Annotated in this window: 13 protein-coding genes; 6 read left to right on the forward strand and 7 right to left on the reverse strand. The window is 71.7% G+C overall.

The features are described from left to right. From RI554_05605 to RI554_05630, 6 genes are all read left to right on the forward strand, one after another. Nucleotides 1-180, forward strand: a 180-nt coding sequence (locus tag RI554_05605; protein ID MDR9391486.1) for a hypothetical protein, incomplete at its 5' end; no start/stop codon positions are given. Beyond that, nucleotides 177-1,850 carry a ribonuclease Y gene (gene rny / locus RI554_05610; protein ID MDR9391487.1) on the forward strand — a complete coding sequence of 558 codons (1,674 nt, stop codon included), beginning with the start codon at nt 177-179 and terminating at the stop codon, nt 1,848-1,850. The genes RI554_05605 and rny, both read left to right, overlap by 4 nt. Nucleotides 1,851-2,104: 254 nt before the next feature. Further along, nucleotides 2,105-3,055: a ribose-phosphate pyrophosphokinase gene (locus RI554_05615; protein ID MDR9391488.1), complete on the forward strand. Its 951-nt coding sequence runs from the start codon at nt 2,105-2,107 to the stop codon at nt 3,053-3,055. Between the two features lie 164 nt (nt 3,056-3,219). Further along, nucleotides 3,220-3,855, forward strand: coding sequence for a 50S ribosomal protein L25 (locus tag RI554_05620; protein MDR9391489.1), 636 nt, complete (start codon nt 3,220-3,222; stop codon nt 3,853-3,855). Nucleotides 3,856-3,889: 34 nt separating this feature from the next. After that, complete coding sequence (gene pth, locus RI554_05625) at nt 3,890-4,489, forward strand: aminoacyl-tRNA hydrolase (protein ID MDR9391490.1); 600 nt, start codon at nt 3,890-3,892, stop codon at nt 4,487-4,489. Next, nucleotides 4,486-6,315, forward strand: a complete 1,830-nt coding sequence (locus tag RI554_05630) for an SLC13 family permease (GenBank protein MDR9391491.1) — start codon at nt 4,486-4,488, stop codon at nt 6,313-6,315. The genes pth and RI554_05630 overlap by 4 nt, the downstream gene beginning before the upstream one ends. A 9-nt stretch (nt 6,316-6,324) precedes the next feature. Here the strand turns inward: RI554_05630 and RI554_05635 are convergent, their stop codons facing one another. From RI554_05635 to RI554_05665, 7 genes are all read right to left on the reverse strand, one after another. Next, the gene (locus RI554_05635) at nt 6,325-9,576 is read right to left on the reverse strand and encodes a BspA family leucine-rich repeat surface protein (GenBank protein ID MDR9391492.1); all 3,252 of its coding nucleotides are present in this window, start codon (nt 9,574-9,576) and stop codon (nt 6,325-6,327) included. A gap of 94 nt (nt 9,577-9,670) precedes the next feature. Continuing rightward, on the reverse strand, nt 9,671-10,477 hold the full coding sequence (gene pstB / locus RI554_05640; GenBank protein ID MDR9391493.1) for a phosphate ABC transporter ATP-binding protein PstB: 807 nt from the start codon (nt 10,475-10,477) through the stop codon (nt 9,671-9,673). Continuing rightward, nucleotides 10,477-11,691, reverse strand: a complete 1,215-nt coding sequence (gene pstA, locus RI554_05645; GenBank protein MDR9391494.1) for a phosphate ABC transporter permease PstA — start codon at nt 11,689-11,691, stop codon at nt 10,477-10,479. Before pstA ends, pstB begins: the two co-directional genes overlap by 1 nt. Beyond that, a complete protein-coding gene (pstC, locus tag RI554_05650; protein MDR9391495.1) occupies nt 11,688-12,632 on the reverse strand; it encodes a phosphate ABC transporter permease subunit PstC in 945 nt (314 codons plus the stop codon). The genes pstA and pstC overlap by 4 nt, the downstream gene beginning before the upstream one ends. A gap of 110 nt (nt 12,633-12,742) precedes the next feature. Continuing rightward, nucleotides 12,743-13,720: a PstS family phosphate ABC transporter substrate-binding protein gene (locus RI554_05655; protein MDR9391496.1), complete on the reverse strand. Its 978-nt coding sequence runs from the start codon at nt 13,718-13,720 to the stop codon at nt 12,743-12,745. Nucleotides 13,721-13,811: 91 nt separating this feature from the next. After that, entirely contained in the window at nt 13,812-15,401 is a 1,590-nt protein-coding gene (locus RI554_05660; protein MDR9391497.1) for a choice-of-anchor I family protein, read from the reverse strand. A 77-nt stretch (nt 15,402-15,478) separates the two neighbouring features. Then, nucleotides 15,479-18,070, reverse strand: a 2,592-nt coding sequence (locus tag RI554_05665) for a valine--tRNA ligase (protein MDR9391498.1), incomplete at its 5' end; no start/stop codon positions are given.

Raw genomic sequence — 18,070 nt, forward strand, 5'->3', positions numbered from 1 at the left:
GAGAAGGCGGGGGAGTACCTGTTGGAGCATCCGGAGGTGATGCAGGAGATCCGCGCGCGGGTGACGGCGCACCTGAAGGGCGAGACCGACGCCGCACCCGACGGCGCGGACGCGCCCGGTGACGGCGCCGACGCCCCCGACGCGGAGCCCGCGCCCGCCCCCGAGGGGGGCGCCGCGTGAACGCCCTCGTTTGGCTCCTCGTCGGGGGGCTCCTCGGGGTCGTGGTCGGTGGCGCGGTGGCGCTCGCGGTGCGCCGCGGCCGCGACCAGGAGGTCCTCGACGCCGCCCGCGCCGACGCCGACCGCGTCCGCCGTGAAGCGGAGACGGACGCCGACGCGATCCGCGAGCGCGCCGAAGCGGACGCCGACGGCCTCCTCGAGCGCGAGCGCGAGCGGGTGCAGGGGGAGGTCGAACGCGAACGCGAACGCCTGCGCGCCGACCTGACCCGCGAACGCGAGGACGCCGACCGCGACCTCGAGCGGGCGCGGGAGGAGGCGACGCGCGCCCGCGACGAGGTCGCGCGCGGGCGCGAGGACCTCAAGCGTGAACGCGAGAAGCTCGACGGCGTCGAGGAACGCCTCACGCGCCGCGGCGAGCAGCAGGACGCCCGCGCGCTGCGCCTCGACGAGCAGGAGGAACGCCTCGACGTGCGCGAAGCGGAGCTGCGCGAGCGCGACGACGCCCTCGCGAACCGCGAGGCGGACGTCGACCGGCAGCTGCACGAGATCGCCGGCCTGACCCGCGACCAGGCGGAGGCCCGCGTCCTCGCCCGCGTCGACGGGGAGCTCGAGCGGGAGAAGGCGGTCCGCGTCCGCGCAGCGGTGGAGAGCGCCGACGCCGACGCGAAACGCAGGACGCAACAGATCCTCGCGCAGGCGATCCAACGCAGCGCCAGCGAGGTGTCCGCCGCCATCGCCGTCAGCGTCGTCCCCATCCCCAGCGACGCCATGAAGGGCCGCATCATCGGTCGCGAGGGCCGCAACATCCGCGCCTTCGAGGCGTTGACCGGCGTCGACCTGATCATCGACGACACCCCCGAGGGGGTGCTGCTGAGCAGCTTCAATCCGCTCCGCCGGGAGGTCGCCAAGCTCGCCCTGCAGGAGCTCGTCGAGGACGGCCGCATCCACCCCGCCCGCATCGAGGAGGTCGTGCAGAAGGCGCAGGCCGACATGCAGACCTACATCCGCGAGCGGGGCGAGGAGGCGGCGCTCGAAGCGAACGTCGTCGGCATCAAGCCGGGCCTCCTGCAGCTGCTGGGCCGGATGCACTTCCGCACCAGTTACGGCCAGAACATCCTGCAGCACAGCGTGCAGGTGGCGCACATGGCCGGCATCATCGCCGCGGAGCTCGGCCTCGACGAGGCCACCGCCCGCCGCGCCGGCCTGCTGCACGACATCGGCAAATCGATCGACCGGGAGATCGAGGGGACCCACACCGAGATCGGGGCCGGCCTCGGGCGTCGCTTCGGGGAGGCGGACGAGGTGATCGACGCGATCGCCAACCACCACGACCTCGACCGCAGTGCGACGCTGTTCCCCGTCCTCGTCAACGCCGCCGACGCCGTCAGCGCCGCGCGACCGGGCGCCCGCCGCGAATCGCTCGAGGTGTACCTCAAGCGCCTCGAGGCGCTCGAGAACATCGCCAGCAGCTTCCCCGGCGTCGAGAAGAGCTACGCCATCCAGGCCGGCCGCGAGGTCCGCATCGTCGTCGAGCCGACCGAGGTGAACGACGACCGCGCGGCGTTGCTGGCGCGCGACATCGCCGGCCGCATCGAACAGGACATGGAGTACCCGGGTCAGGTGCAGGTCACCGTGGTGCGCGAGACGCGCGCCGTGCAGTACGCCCGCTGACGCGCGCCGCCCCGTCCCCACGCCGCGGCGCAGTTGGTATCCTCCGGCGACTCCGGACGCCCGGCCGACCCCGCCCCCGCGCCCCGGCGCGACGGCGGGACGGCGGCGGCGCCGACCCGAGTGAGGTGCACCGTGTACGAGGCGAGCCCCGAAGCCCCCGGTCTCCCGTCCGCCGTCCCGCCGTCCCGTCCGCCCACCCCCCCGGCCCACGCCGGCGCGCACCCCCCGACCGTGAGCTCCGCGAGGCGCGCGGCGTGAGGGTCGGCGACGACGTCAAACTGTTCAGCGGGACCGCCACGCCGGACCTGGCGCGCTCCGTCGCGGACCACCTCGGCATGGAGCTCTCGCACGGATCCGTCTCGACGTTCCCCGACGGCGAGACCCGCATCGGCATCGACGAGAGCGTCCGGGGGGCGGACTGCTACATCATCCAGTCCACCAGCGCCCCGGTGAACCACAACCTCATGGAGGTCCTCGTCCTCGCCGACGCCCTCGTGCGCGCGTCGGCGTGGCGGGTGAACTTCGTGATCCCGTACTTCGGCTACGCCCGGCAGGACAAGAAGGTGTCGGCGCGCGAACCGATCACCGCGAAGCTGGTCGCCAACCTCATGGCGACCGCCGGCGCCCACCGCGTCATCACCGTCGACCTGCACGCCGGCCAGATCCAGGGGTTCTTCGACGTGCCCGTCGACCACCTCACCGCCCTCGACATCCTCGGCGACCACCTCGCGGAGGGCGACATCTCCGACGGTGTCGTCGTCTCCCCCGACGTCGGGCGCGCCACCGAAGCGCGGCGGCTCGCGAACTACCTCGATCTGCCCCTCGCGATGCTGTACAAGCGCCGCACCAGCCCCACCGAGACCGAGGTGACGCACGTCATCGGGGACGTCGCGGGGCTGCGCCCCATCATGGTCGACGACATGATCTCCACCGCCGGCACCATGCGGCGCGGCATCGATGCGCTGTTGCGCCTCGGGGCGCGCCCCGGCGCGACGGTCGCCGCCACCCACCCGGTCTTCACCCCGCCCGCCCTCGAACGGCTCGATCACGACGCGATCGACCGGGTGATCGTGACCGACACCGTGCCGTTCGAGGACGGCGACGCCCACCCGTTCGTGCACGTCCTCTCCGTCGCGCCGCTCCTGGCGAAGGCGATCCGCAACGTCCACGACAACGCGTCGGTGAGTTCGCTGTTCAGCGGCTGAGCGCGCCGCGCTCCGGCGCGGCGCGCCCCGCGCGTCCGGCGGGGGTCCCCCACCTCCTGGACCGAGACGGGCGGTTGCGCGCACCCCCGCGCACGGCGTAGACTCTATCTTCGTGTCGCGGGCCTCGGCCGCGCGAATCCCGCACCACCGCCCTGGAGGCAGGCATGAAACTCGAAGCCACGCAACGCACGCCGGGCCGCAACGGGCCCCTCCGCCGCGAGGGACGCCTGCCGGGCGTCGTGTACAACGACGAGCTCAACATCCCGGTCGCCATGAGCCGCAAGGCGTTCGACAAGGTGTTCCGGGCGCAAGGCACCTCCAGCCTCATCGACCTCGACGTCGAGGGCACCAGCCACCCGGTGCTCGTGCGCGAAGTCCAGATGGACAAGCGCAAGCGCATCCCGATGCACGTCGACTTCTACGCCATCACCGCCGGCCAGAAGCTCGAGGTCGCCATCCCCGTCACGTTCGAGGGCACCGCCGCAGGCCAGAAGGACGGCGGGGAACTGTTCATCTCCCGCCGCGAGGTCACGATCTACGTCCTGCCGCGCGAGATCCCCGACGCGATCGAGTTGGACATCGGCGAGATGCAGATCGGCGACTCGATCCACATCGGCGACGTCCGCAGCCGCCTCCCGGAAACGGCGGAGATCGTCGACGACGAGGAGCTCACGTTGATCACGATCGTCCCGCCGCGCGTCGAGGCGGAAGCCGAGGAGGGCGAGGAGGTCACGCAGCCCGAGGTCATCGGCGAGAGCGCCGACGAGGACGGCGAGGACGCGAGCGACGAGGACGGCTGAGGACGCCCCCACCGCCCGAGCGGAAGGACCCGACGTGCGTCTGATCGTGGGGCTCGGCAACCCCGGCCCCCGCTACCGAGGAACCCGGCACAACGCCGGGTTCCTCGTCGTCGACGCCTACGCCGACCGCCACGGCGTCCGCTTTCGCGGCGGTCGGCTCGGGGAGGAGGCGCGCGACGGGGCGCGGCGCCTGCTCAAACCCGGCACCTTCATGAACCGGTCCGGCGCCGCGGTGCAGGCGCTCGCGACGAAGCACGGCGTCGCGCCCGCCGAGATCCTGATCGTGCACGACGACCTCGACCTGCCGCTCGGACGGCTGCGGGTCCGGCGGGGCGGCGGCGCCGGCGGACAGAAGGGCGTGCGTGACGTCATCGACCGCGTCGGGCCCGACGTCGCCCGCCTCAAGGTCGGCATCGGGCGGCCCCCCGACCCCCGCTGGACGACCGAACGGTGGGTGCTGTCGCGCTTCACGGACGCCGAAGCCCCCCTCCTGCGCGACGTCGTGGACGCCGGCGCCGACGCCGTCGAGCGGATCGTCCGCGAGGGCGTGGACGCCGCCGCCAACGCCGTCAACGGCCTCGACCTGCGCCCCACCCCCGACCCGCCGCGCACGGCCCCCGAGGACGAGCGGTGACCGACGCCGCGATCGTCTTCGCGCTCCTCGCCGTCACCGTCGCGGCGTTCGCCAGCGACCGCTTTCGCCTCGACGTCGTCGCGATGCTGGCGATGTTGGCGCTCGTCCTGACCGGCGTGCTCGACGCCGGTCAGGCCCTCGCCGGCTTCGCGGAACCGTTGACGTTGATGATCGCCGGCCTGTTCGTCGTCGGGGCCGGCCTGTTCGAGACCGGCGTCGCCGACCGCCTCGGGGACCTCCTCGCCCGCCTCGCCGGCCGCGGCCCCACCCGCCTGCTGGTCGCGACGATGCTGAGCAGCGCCCTGCTGTCGGCGTTCCTCTCCTCCACCGGCACCGTCGCGGTGCTGCTCCCCGTCGTCGTCGGCCTGGCCCGCAGCGCCGACGTCGCGCCGTCGCGGCTGTTGATGCCGCTCGCGTTCGGGAGCCTCCTGGGCGGCATGACGACCCTGATCGGGACGCCCCCGAACCTCGTCGTCGCCGACCAACTCCGGGCGCAGGGCGGCACCCCGTTCGGGTTCTTCGCCTTCACGCCCGTCGGCCTCGTGATGCTCGCGGTCGGCGTGACGTACATGGCCACGATCGGTCGGCACCTGTTGCCCAGCCATCCGGACGTCGAGCAGGTCGGCTCCGGCGTCGCGGCGACCACCCTCGAGGGGCTCGCCCGCCGCTACGGCCTCACCGAACGCCTGCACCGCGTGGAGGTGCCGGCCGGCACGGAGCTCGTCGGCGCGACCATGGCGAGCGGTGCGCTGCGCGCCCGCTTCGGGGTGACGGTCCTCGCCGTCGCCACCGCGGACGAGGACGGCGTACCCAACGTGCGTCGCGCGGAACCCTCCACCCTGATCCGCGCCGACGACGTGCTGTACGTCGACGCGACCGACGCGCAGCTGCACACCCTCGCGAACGAGGCGCGCGTGCGCGTCGCGGACCTCGCGCCGGAGGGCGCGCTGCCGGAACCGCTCATGCTGATCGAGGCGCTGCTCCCGCCCGACTCCAGCTACGCCGGCGCGACGTTGGCGGACGCCCGCCTCCACGACCGGACGCGCGCGACGGTGGTCGCCGTGAAGCGCGGCGCGCGCCTCCTGCACGGGGACCTGGCGGAAACGACGTTGCGGGCCGGGGACGCCCTGTTGTTGGCGGGGGGCCCGGCGGCGCAACGCCGCATCGCGTCGGCGCGCCGCGACCTGATCGTCGTCGGGGAGCCCCGCGGGTGGGCGCGCTTCGCGCGCGACACGCGGCGCGCCCCCGCCGCCCTGGCGGTCCTGGTCGCGATGCTGCTGATGATGACGACCGGCGTCGTCCCGAACGCGATCGCGGTGCTGGCCGCCGCGATGGGGATGGTGCTGGTCGGGGCGGTCTCGATGGACGACGCGTACCGCGCCGTGAGTTGGGAGTCGGTGGTGCTGATCGCCGCGATCCTCCCGATGGCGACCGCCCTCGAGGTCAGCGGCGGGCTGGACCTCGTGGTGGGCGGCCTGATCGGGGGGCTGGGGGACGCGGGTCCGCTGCTCGTGATGGCGGCGTTGTTCCTGTTGACGTCGGCGTTCAGTCAGGTCATCAGCAACACCGCGACGACGGTCCTGATCGCCCCGGTCGCGTTCGCCGCGGCGGAGGGGTTGGGGGTGAACCCGGCCGCGACGTTGATGACGGTGGCGGTCGCGGCGTCGACGGCGTTCGCGACGCCGGTCGCCTCCCCCGTCAACGCCCTGGTGCTCACCCCCGGCCGCTACCGCTTCACGGACTTCGTGAAGGTCGGCCTGCCGATCGTCGTCCTGATGCTCGTGGCGACCCTTCTGGTGGTCCCGCTCGTCTTCCCCCTCCGCTGACGGGGCGCCTCATCCCCCGGGGCACGTCCCCCAGTTCGGTTGGTACGCCGTGCGGGGGCCCCCGAACCCCCACGGCTCCTCGTCGATCTTCGAGACGCACCAGCTGGAGATGTCCTGGTCGAACACGGCCTGGTTGAACATGACGTCCATGTCGGTGACGTTGCCGGTGTCCCAATCCCCGATCGGCTGGTCGAACTGCGTGTACTGGAACAGACCGCGCATGTTCTTCACGTTGCTCACGTCCCACCCCCCGATCGGCTGGTCGAACTCCCAGGCGAAGTGGAACATGGCGCGCATGTTCGTGACCGACGAGACGTCCCACCCCGCGATGGCCCCGTCGAAGCGGTCCGCCTCGAAGAACATCTCGCGCATGTTGGTGACCGAGGAGACGTCCCAGTGCTGGAGCGAGCGCCGGAAGTTCTCGGCGTAGCGGAACATCGCCCGCATGGTCCGCACGTCGCTCACGTCCCAGTGCTCGATGTTCGCGTTGAAGTTCGTGAGGGCGTCCCAGGAGTACTCGGCTCCGAACAGGTACGCCATGTTCGTGATGCCGGACGTGCAGGTCGTCGCCGCGTTGCCGGGGGTGATCTGCGCCTTGGTGCGCTTGACGTACGTGGTGCCGTTCAGGACCGCCCGGTCGCCGACCTGCGCGCCGTCACAGACGATCGTGACGCCGTTCGCGGCGCGCCGGAAGTCCGGCACGGTGACCGTGACGGCGTCCTGCACGTCCGGGAACACGTCGCTGCGCACCGTCACGGTCGCGGTGCCCGGCGCGACGCCGCTCACGACGCCGGACCCGTCGACCGTCGCGACGCCCTCGTCGCTCGACGTCCACGTGAGGCCGGGGGCGTCGGTCTGCTCGAAGACGTAGGCCAGCGTTTCGGAGCCGTTCAGGGGCGGCCGCACGGCGCTCGGCGTGACGTCGAGACGGGTGACCTGCGGGCACCGCCCCCAGTCGGGGTGCTTCGACGCGTCGAACGCGGCGTTCGCCGCGACGGCGAACTCGGTGGGGGCGCTCGCGATGCCGGACACGCACCAGCGGCCGAGATCCTGGTCGAACGCCTTCGCGGCCTCGAACATGCGGTCCATGTCGGTGACGTTGGCGACGTCCCAGCCGGAGATATCGCGATTGAAGCGCCGTGCGTTCGAGAACATCTCCTTCATCGTCGTGACGTTGCCGACGTCCCACGTCGTGACGTCGCCGTCGAAGACGTCCGCCCCGAGGAACATGCCGCTCATGCGCTCGACGCGGGCCGTGTCCCAACCCGTCAGGTCCTGGTCGAACGCCTCCGCCCCCCAGAACATCGCCGCCATCCCGCGGACCGACGCGACGTCCCAGGCGTTCAGCGGCTGGTCGAACGCCTTCGCGTCCCGGAACATCGCGGTCATGTCCTCCACCTGGCCGACGTCCCAGTCGCCGATGCGGCCGTCGAACGCCGTCGCGCCGTGGAACATGTCGCGCATCGTGGTGACGCGGGACGTGTCCCACGCGTTCAGGTCGGCGTCGAAGGACGACGCGAAGTAGAACGCGTAGGACATGTCGGTCACCTGGCCGGTGTCCCACGCCCCGAGGTCGCCGGCGAAGGCGTTCGCGTTGAAGAAGGTCGATTTGAGGGTCGTGACGGCGCGCGTGTCCCAATGCCCGACGTCGCCGTCGAACCAGGTGGCCTGCGCGAACAGTTCGCTCAGGTCCGTCACGCCGGTCGTGCAGGCGGTCTCGAGGCCGGCCGTGTCCTCCGCGTCGACGAGCGCCTCGAGGCCGGCGCGGTCGCGCTTGACGTACGTCACGCCGTCCACCTCGCCGCTCTCCCCCACCGCGGCGGAGGGGCAGCGCACCGTCACGCCGTTCTCGGCGCGGTAGAACGCGCCGGCCAGCGTGAGGTCCGCCGCGCCGTCGATCGGCGTGCCGTCCAACGCCGCGCGCAGCGTGACGGGGCCCTGCTCGACGCCGGCGGTGAACGTCGCGACGTACGTGCCGTCCCCCAGGTCCGTGACGTCCCCGAGGCTTCCGAGCGCCGGCGGGTCGAGCGTCACCGTTCCCCCCGACGCACGGAGCGGGTTGCCGTTCGCGTCGCGCAACGTCACGGTCACCGTGGCGGTGGCGGCGCCGTCGGCGGGCAGGACGGCGGGCGTGACGCGCACCGTGCTCGCCTGGGCGCTGGCGGCGCCGGGCCGCAGGTCGATGCGGGCGGCGGCGTCGAAGGCGACGTCGAACAGCCGGGGGCGGACGTCGACCGGGCTCGCGGTCGTGCCGGCGGTGTACGTCGCCTCGTACGTCCCGTCCCCGCGGTCGCGGACCGGGCCGAGCGTCCCGTGGGTGGGGGCGTCGAACGTCACGGCGTTCGCGCCGACGCTCGCGTCGAGCGGGTCGCCGTCCCCGTCGCGGACCGTGACGGTCACGGTCGCGGTGGAGGTCCCGTCCGCCGGGAGGGCGGTCGGGTCGGCGACGACGGTGCTGGTGGTGGGGGTGGCCGCGCCCTGCGTGAGGACGACGCGACCGGGCGTGGCGAACGGCTCCCCGTCCAACCGCGCGACGATCGGGACCTCGCCGGGGGTGGTGCCGGCGACGTACGTCGCGGCGTACGTGCCGTCCCCGCGGTCGGTGACGTCCCCGATCGCGCCGTCGGCGGGCGGGTCGAGCGTCACGGACGCGCCGCCCTCGGTGAGGCGGACCCCGTTCGCGTCGCGCAACGTCACCACGATCACGGCTTCGCTCGCGCCGTCGGCGAGGAGGCTGGTCGGGGAGGCGGTGACGGTGCTCGTCGAGGCGCTCGCGGCGCCGACCGCCGGCGCCTCGACGGTGAAGGTCGGGGCCCCGTCGAGCTGCAGCGCTTCGCCGTCCGCGACCAGCGTGAGGCGGCAGCCGCCGGCCCCGACCGCGGCGGGCACGTCGCCCCGCAGGCGGGGGTAGAGCACGCCGGGGTCGGCGGCGTCGACCGCGACGGACGCCCCGTCGTCGGTCAGGAAGGTGGCGGCCTCGAGCGGCGCGTCGCAGAGGGCGACGCGGGCGTCGCCCGGCAGCGCGCCGGTCACCTCGAGGGGCGTTCCGGGCGCCCCGCTCGTGGGGGACACCGACGTGACGTACGCCGCGCCGGGCGCCGGGGCGTCGTCCGGGGCGTCCGGGGCGTCCGGTGCGCCCACCCCGGGCCCGCCGCCGCTGGAGCAGGCGGCGAGAGCGGCGGTGAGGCCGGTCGCGAGCAGGAGGCGGGTGAGGGGACGGGGCAGGGGGCCGGCGGACCGAACGAACCACGAGACACGCATGAACGTAACGGTAGCGAGACGACCATTAATCGCCCATTAGCGCTGGGGGCGGCCCCGTCGGGCCGCCCCCACCCTCCCCACGTCGGGCGCGACGTCAGCCGAAGCGTCCGCTGATGTAGCGCTCCGTCATCTCGAACTGCGGGTTCGTGAAGATCTGCTCGGTCGGGCCCTCCTCGATCAGCACCCCGAGGTGCATGAACGCCGTCCGGTCGGAGACCCGCCCCGCCTGCTGCATGTTGTGCGTCACGATGATCACGGTGAAGTCCTGCTTGATCTCGTGGATCAACTCCTCGATGCGGTCGGTCGCGATCGGGTCGAGCGCGCTGGTGGGTTCGTCCATCAGGATGACGTCGGGTTCCGTCGCCATCGCCCGCGCGATGCAGAGGCGCTGCTGCTGCCCGCCGGACAGGCCCAGGCCGGACTGCTGCAGCTTGTCCTGGACCTCCTCCCACAACGCCGCCCGCTTGAGGCTGGTCTCGACGTGCGCGTCCATGTCCCCCTGGAAGCCGTGGAGGCGCGGCCCGAACGCGACGTTCTCGTAGACCGACTTCGGAAACGGGTTCGGCTTCTGGAACACCATGCCGATGCGGCGCCGCACCTCCACCGGGTCGACGACCGGGTCGTACAGGTTCGCGCCCTCGTAGTGCAGCTTCCCCGTCACCGTGACGCCCGGCACCAGGTCGTTCATGCGGTTGATGCTGCGCAGCAGCGTCGACTTCCCGCAGCCCGACGCGCCGATCAACGCCGTCACCTGGTTCTTCGGCACCGTGAGCGACACGTCGCGCAACGCCTGGAAGTCGCCGTACCAGAGCGACAGGTCCTCGATGCCGACGACGGCGTCGTCCGGCGCCACCGGATCGGTGCGGACGGTCACGTGATCTTCGGGGACGGTTTGACTCATCACCAACTCCGTTCGAAGCGCCGGCGGAGGTAGAACGCCGCGCCGTACAGGACGAGGAGGACCATCAACAGCGTCAGGATGCCGGCGGAGGCGACGTGCGCGAACTCGACGTCGTTCTCCGCCACCCAGCTGTAGATCTGGATCGGGACGACCGTGTACGTCGAGAGCGGCCCGTCGGGCGCGCGCGGGATGAACGCCGCCGCGCCGACCAACAGCAGCGGGGCGGTCTCCCCGATCGCGCGGGCGACCGCAAGGATCATGCCGGTCGTGATGCCGGCGATGGCGTTGGGCAGCACCACCCGCGACGTCGTCTGCCACTTCGAGGCACCTAGACCGTACGACGCCTCGCGCAGCGACGGCGGCACCGCCTTGATCGCTTCGCGCGACGCGATGATGACGACCGGAAGGATCAACAGCGACAGGGTCAACGCGGCGGACAGGACGGTCGGCCCGAACTCGAAGACCCGCACGAAGGCGTACAGCCCGAGGATCCCGTACACGACCGACGGCACGCCCGCCAGGTTGCGGATGTTCAGCTCGATGAAGCGCGTGACGCGGTTGTCGGGCGCGTACTCCTCGAGGTAGATCGCCGACCCCACCCCGATCGGTAGCGAGAACAGGATCACCAGACCGATCACCCACAGCGTGCCCAACAGCGCGTTGCCGAGCCCCGCCATGACCGGGGTGCGGCTGGCGTTCTTCGTGAAGAAGGCGAGGTCGAGCCAGGGGTTGAGGCGCAGCTCCTGCCCCTCGCCGACCTCCGCGCGGATCGCGTCGAGCTCGCGCAGACCCTCGAAGTAGCCGTAATCCTCGACGGTGTCGTCGCGGCTGTTCGTGACGACCCACCGCAGCCGCTCGCCGTTCAGGCTCCACAACAACTCGACGCGGTTGCGGAGGCGGAACTTGCGGCGTTCCTCGGGATCCTCGAGGATGGTGGAGGGGTCCACGCCGCGCGCCTCCAGCTCCATCTCGACGACGTGCTCCCACGTCCCCAGGCCCGCGAAGCCCTCCGCAAACGACCAGGACGCGGTCGTCTGGGCCGGCTCCACGATCTGCCAGGAGACCGTGTCGGTGATGACGTCGGTGAACAACGTCGCGACGAGGGCGAGGGCGAGGACGACCGGCACGAACGTGATCGCCACGAACGCGCGCCCGCGGGCGCGCTTCGCCGCCTGCCGGCGGCGGTCGGCGTCGCTACGCTGCGCGAGGCTCATTCGTAGCGCTCCGCGTAGCGCCGCACGATCTGGTTCGACGCGAGGTTCAGCGTGAGGGTGATGACGAACAGCGTCGAGCCGACGGCGTACAGCGCGCGCGACCCGATGCTGCCGACCGGTTGGTCGCCGGTGGCGGCCTGCACGATGAAGCTGGTCATGGTCGCGATCGTCTCACGCAGGTCGAAGGTGAAGGTCGGCTTCTGCCCCGCGGCGAGGGCGACGATCATCGTCTCCCCGATCGCGCGCGACATCGCCAGGATGAACGAGGCGACGATGCCGGAGAGGGCGGCGGGGAGGACGACCTTGAGGACGACCTCGAAGCGGCTGGCCCCCAGCCCGTAGGCGGCCTCGCGGATGGCGCGCGGCACCGCCTGCATCGAGTCGATCGAGATGCTCGAGACCGTCGGGAGGATCATGAAGCCCATCACCAGCCCGGCGCTCGTGGGGTTGAACAGGTTCAACCCGGGGATCACGTCGCGCAGGATGGGGGTGACGAAGAACAGCGCGAAGTAGCCGAGGACGACCGTCGGGATGCCGGCGAGGATCTCGAGGATCGGCATGATCGTGCGGCGCGCGCGGGCGGTCGCGAACTCCGAGAGGTAGATCGCCGACCCCAGCCCGAGCGGGAGGCCGACGACGAGCGCGACGAAGGTGACGTTCAGGGTCCCCACGACGAGCGGCGCGATTCCGAAGTAACGCTGCCGCTCGCCGAACAGCGGGGTCCAGCGGGTGTCGGTGAAGAACTCCCGGAAGGTGACGGCAGGGTCGGCGAAGAAGGCGATCGTCTCGCTCGAGAGGGCGTAGATCACCGCGAACGTCGTGACGACCGAGACGCTGGCGGCGAGGAACAACACCACGCGGATGGCCTGGTCACCGAGGTTGCGGCGGACGCTGCGTTGGATGCCGATCGCTTCGGCGGCGCGTTTCGACGTTTCGCTCATGCACGCTCCTGGGGGGAGGGTACCCCGGGGACGAAGATCGCCCCCGGCCCTGGGGCCGGGGGCGAATCTACCGAAGCCGCATCAGGGCTTCGTCAGGATGGGGCGTCCGCTCAGCGGGTGCCTTCCTGCTCGAAGATCTCCAGGACCGTGCCGCTGTACTCGTTGAACGGCGAGCCGGTCACGCGGTCGTTGAAGCGCTCGAGACCGATCTCGTACGCCTCGTCGCTCAGGACGGCGTAGCCGGTGGCGGCGATGAGCGGGCGGGCCTCGTCGCTGAGCCAGTACTCGATGAACTGCTGGACGGTCTCGTTCTCGTCCGCCGCGTCGACCGCGACGTACGTGAACAGCGGACGGGCGAGCGGCGTGTAGCTGCCGTCCTCGATCGTCGCGGTGCTGGGCTCGATGCAGCCGTTGCCGTCGTCGATGCGGACGGCGTTCAGCTTGTCCTCCTCCTCGGCGTAGTAGGCGTAGCCGAAGAAGCTGATGGCGTACGGGTTGCCCTCGACGCCCTGGACGAGCACGTTGTCGTCCTCGCTCGGGAAGAAGTCGGTGCGGATGTCGTCCTCACCGTCGTTGAGGATCGCCTCGTTGAAGTAGTCGAACGTGCCGCTGTCGACGCCCGGCGCGTAGAACTCGATCTCTTCCTCAGGCCAGCCGTCGCGGACGTCCGCCCACGTCGTCACGCCACCGTCGGCGCGCCACATGGTGTTGAGCTCCTCGACGGTCATGCAGCTCGCCCAGTCGTTCTCGATGTTCGTGACGACGGTGAGCGCGTCGAAGGCGACCGGGATCTCGACGAACTCGCGGCCGGCGGCGTTGATCTCTTCGATCTCGCTGGGCTTGATGAGGCGGCTGGCGTTGCTGATCTCGGTCTCGAGGGCCGTGAACTTCTCGAAGCCGCCGCCCGAGCCGGAGAACGCCACGCTGACGTTGGTGTCGGGGTACTCGATCGCGAACTCTTCGGCGATGGAGAGGGCGATCGGGTAGACGGTCGAGGAGCCGTCGACGCGCACGTCCTGCGCGAGGGCGGCGCCGGCGAGGGCGAAGAGGAGGGCGAAGGGGACGAGGATGGACGGGGTGTTCTTCATGGGATTACCTCCAGGAACGAGCGTAAAGATGGAGTGTCAGGACTCGGTCATCCGGTCCGGCGGCGCGACGCGCCGCCGGACCGTTCGAGGATCAGTGGTCGTGCCCGACCTCGTAGATGCGGGTCGTGCCGGAGATCTCGTACGCGACGATCAGCAGGTCGCGCCCGTTCGGGGAGGCGTCGGCCGGCACGAACACGAGGCCCTCCGGCCCGAGGTCGCCGGCGTCGGGGCCGTCGGCCGGTGCGTCGATCGGGCGGTCGTTGACGTAGCCCGCGAACGCCGGGGCGGCGGGGTCGGAGAGGTCAAACGTCATGACGCCCCCGACCCGCTCGAGGCCCACGAAGGCGTACGGCACGCCGTCGATGGTGCCGACGACGACGCCCTCCGGCTCGGGGCCCTTCGCGTCGCTGCGGCTGTCGAAGCTCTCGGCGACCGACTCGTCGTTGTCGGAATTGTGGAGCTCGGGACGGAGCTCCGCGACGGTGGTCTCGACGAGGTCGCCGCTGTCCCACACGAGCTCGCCCGCCTCGTTCCAGACGCTGATGCTGCGGCCCCCGTAGGCGTGGATCTGCTCGTGGGCGCCGTCGCCGTCCAGGTCGCCGGTGGCGGTCGACAACTCCAGGCGACCGAGCGCGTCCGCCGCCTGGAGTTCCGCGGCGTTCGGGAACGCGTCGGCGTCGAGCTCGACGTCCTCGACGCGGGCCTCCTCGCTGAAGGTGTCGTAGTCGCGGGCGTCCCCCTCGTTGGCGGTGACGACGTAGCCGGCCCCGTCGACGGTGAACGGCGCGATCGCGTCGGGTTGGTACATCCCGTGCACGGGCCACGACCCGAAGTCGGCGACCTCGTCCTTGTCGTCGACGTCGAGGCGGAGGTCGCTCCAGTCCTTCAGGCCGAGCGCCACGACGTCGGTCACCTCTCCGGCCACCAGATCGACGACGGCGAGGGCGTTGTTCTCCTGCAGCGCGACGTACGCGGTCATCGTGCCGTCGGGGATCGCGACGTACTCCGGCTCGAGGTCCTGCGAGACGGACGCGCCGGGCCCGAAGATGCGGACGCCCGCGGCGCGGAGTTCGTCCTCGCGCCCGTCGAACGCCCGGAAGTCCGCGTGCCGCACCGTCGCGTCCGCCGGGTCGCGGTCGGCGGGCAGGTCGATGATGGTGACGCTCCCCTCGGGATCGACGGCGTAGTCGTCGCTGGGTTCCCCCTCGTTGGCGACGACGACGTGCATCCCGTTCGGCGTGAAGGTCAGCATGTCGGGCAGGACCCCCGCCTCGTGCTCCGCGAGGACGGTGCCGTCGGCGTCGGTGAACAGCACGACGCCGTTCGCGTCCACCGCATCCGCCTCGATGGCGACGGCGACCAGGCCGTCGTACACCGCGACGCTGTTGGCGCCGTCGCCGAACGTCGTCATGTCGCGCTGTTCGAGCAGCGTCGGGGCGGTCGGGTCGGACAGGTCGAGGACGTCGAGGGTGGTCGCCTCGGAGTTGACGACGAACAGGCGTTCGGTGTCGGGATCGAACGCCGCGATCTCCGCGGCGCCCTCGTCGAAGCCGCCGTGGTCGTAGCCCCCGATGGGGGTGAGGGTGACGTCGCCGTGCCCGGCGTGGCCGGCGGCGTGGACGGCGCCGGCGAGGGCGAGGACGGTGAACAGGGCGAAGAGGGTCGGGACGGATCGGATCATGGGTGCACCTCCACGCCGAATGTGACCCGGGACCGTCAGGACTCCGTCACGCGAACGTCAGGTCGGGGGCGGCGGGGTCACGCGAGGTTCGCAAGGCTCGCCTCGACCCCTGCGATCAACGCCTCCGCCTCCTCCAGCCGGCGGCGTTCCTCCGCGACGACGTCCTCGGGGGCGTTCGCCACGAACTTCTCGTTCGCCAACTTCTTCGCGCTCTTCGCCGCGTCGGCGCGCAGGTCCGCCAGGCGCTTCTCCTGCCGCGCCCGCCAGGCGCTCACGTCCACCAGCCCCTCGAGCGGGAGGCGGAGGGTCACGGTCTGCAGCACCTGACGCAGCGCCGCCCCGTCCGGATCGCCCTCGCGCAGCTCCGCGCGCGCGAGCGCCGCGACGACGTCGCGCTGCTCCGCGAGCAGGGCGGCGTCCTCGCCGCTCGGGTGGACCGGCACCACCTGCTGCGGCGGGAGATCCGCCTCGGCGCGCAACGCCCGCACCGCACCGACCGCCGCCTGCAGGCGCGCGAAGGCGGCCTCCGCCTCCGCGTCGGGGCGGCCGTCGACGGCCGCGTCGGGCCACGCCGCGACCGCGACCTGCGCCTCGTGCCCCATCGCCTCCCACAGCTCGCTGGTCACGAAGGGCAGCAGCGGATGCAGCAGCCGCAGGACCGCTTCGAGGGTGGTGCGCAGCACGTACCGCGTGCGGGCGTCGTCCGCCTGCAACGCCGGCTTGGCGGCCTCGAGGTACCAGTCGCAGAACTCGCTCCAGACGAACTCGTACGCCGCGCGGTTGGCGCCACCTAGGTCGAACGCCTCGAGGCGTTCCGTGACGACGTCGGTGGCGCGCGCGAGGCGCGCCCGGATCCAGCGGTCCGCGAGGCGTTCGGGCGGACCGGCGTCCTCGGGCCCATCCAGGTTCATGAACGCGAAGCGGGCGGCGTTCCAGAGTTTGTTCGTGAAGGTCCGCCCCATGTCGACCCGCCGCGGGTCCCAACGGATGTCCTGCCCCCCGGTCGAGGCGTGCGTCATGGCGAAGCGCAGCGCGTCCGCGCCGGACGCCTCGATCACCTCGAGCGGATCGACGCCGTTCCCCTTCGACTTCGACATCTTCTGGCCGTGCTCGTCGAGCACCAGCCCGTGCAGCATCACGTGGGAGAACGGCGCGCGGTCGGTGAACTCGTACGCCGCCATCTGCATCCGCGCGACCCAGAAGAACAGGATGTCGTACCCGGTCACGAGCACGTCGGTCGGGTAGAAGCGGGCGTAGAAGGGGTCGTCCTCGTCCGGCCACCCCATCGTGGAGAACGGCCACAGGTTGCTGGAGAACCAGGTGTCGAACACGTCGGGGTCCTGCGTGAGGACCTTGCCGGCGTTCTCGGGGCGGTCGGGCGGGTCGGTGAACGGGTCGTCGGGCGACGGCACGTAGACGTTCCCCTCGTCGTCGTACCAGGCGGGCACGCGGTGGCCCCACCACAACTGCCGACTGATGTTCCACGGCCGCAGGTTCTCCAGCCAGTCGCGGTTCACCTTCGCGTAGCGCTCCGGCACGAGCGTGATCTCGCCCGCGTCCAACGCCGCCAGGACCCGCTCCGCGGCGGGCTGCACATCGTAGAACCACTGCAGCGACAACACCGGCTCGACCGGCACCTTGGTGCGTTGCGACAGCCCGATCGGCACCGTGTAGGCGGTGCGCTCGACCAGCGCCCCGTCCGCCTCGAGCGCCGCGACGACCGCGGCGCGCGCCTCGAAGCGTTCGAGCCCCTGGAAGGCGTCCGGCACCAGGTCGCCCGTCATGCGGGCGTCCAACCCGATGACGGAGGGGCGGTCCAGGCCGTGCCGCTCCCCGACCTCGAAGTCGGTCGGGTCGTGCGCCGGCGTGATCTTGAGCGCGCCGGTCCCGAAGTCCGGCTCGACCGCCTCGTCGGCGATCACCGGCACGAACCGGTCGGTCAGGGGGATGCGGGCCCGCCCCCCGACGAGCGACGCGAACCGCGGATCCTCGGGATGGACCGCGATCGCCTGGTCGGCGAAGATCGTTTCGGGCCGCACCGTCGCGATGCGGATCGCGCCGCCCCCCTCCAGCTCGTAGGCGAGGGTGTAGAGCTCCCCGGGGCGCTCCTCGCGGTCCACCTCGAGGTCGGACAGGGTCGTGCGGCTCTCGGGGTCCCAGTGGACGATCCGCTCGCCGCGGTAGATGCGGCCCTGGTGGTACAGCTCGACGAACTGCCTGCGGACCGCGCGCGACAGGCCTTCGTCCATCGTGAAGCGGCTGCGGGTCCAGTCGGCGCTCACGCCGAGCCGCTTCAATTGCCCCTCGATCACCCCGCCGTACGTCTCCTTCCACGCCCACACGCGCTCCAGGAACGCGTCGCGCCCCAGCTCCTGGCGGGTCGTGCCCTCCTCGGCGAGGGTCTTCTCGACCACCACCTGGGTGCTGATGCCGGCGTGATCCATGCCGGGCTGGAACAACGCCTCGTAGCCCTGCATGCGGCGCCACCGGATCAGCGTGTCGATCAACGTGTTGTCGAAGGCGTGCCCCAAGTGCAGGTTGCCGGTGACGTTCGGGGGCGGAATCACGATGGTGTACGGCGTCCGCCCGCTCTCCGGGTCGGCCCGGAACGGTTCGTCCGCCCACCGCCGCACCCAGCGAGGCTCCGCCTCGAGCGGGTCGTAGCTCTT

Source organism: Trueperaceae bacterium (genome assembly GCA_031581195.1).
Lineage (GTDB): Bacteria > Deinococcota > Deinococci > Deinococcales > Trueperaceae > SLSQ01.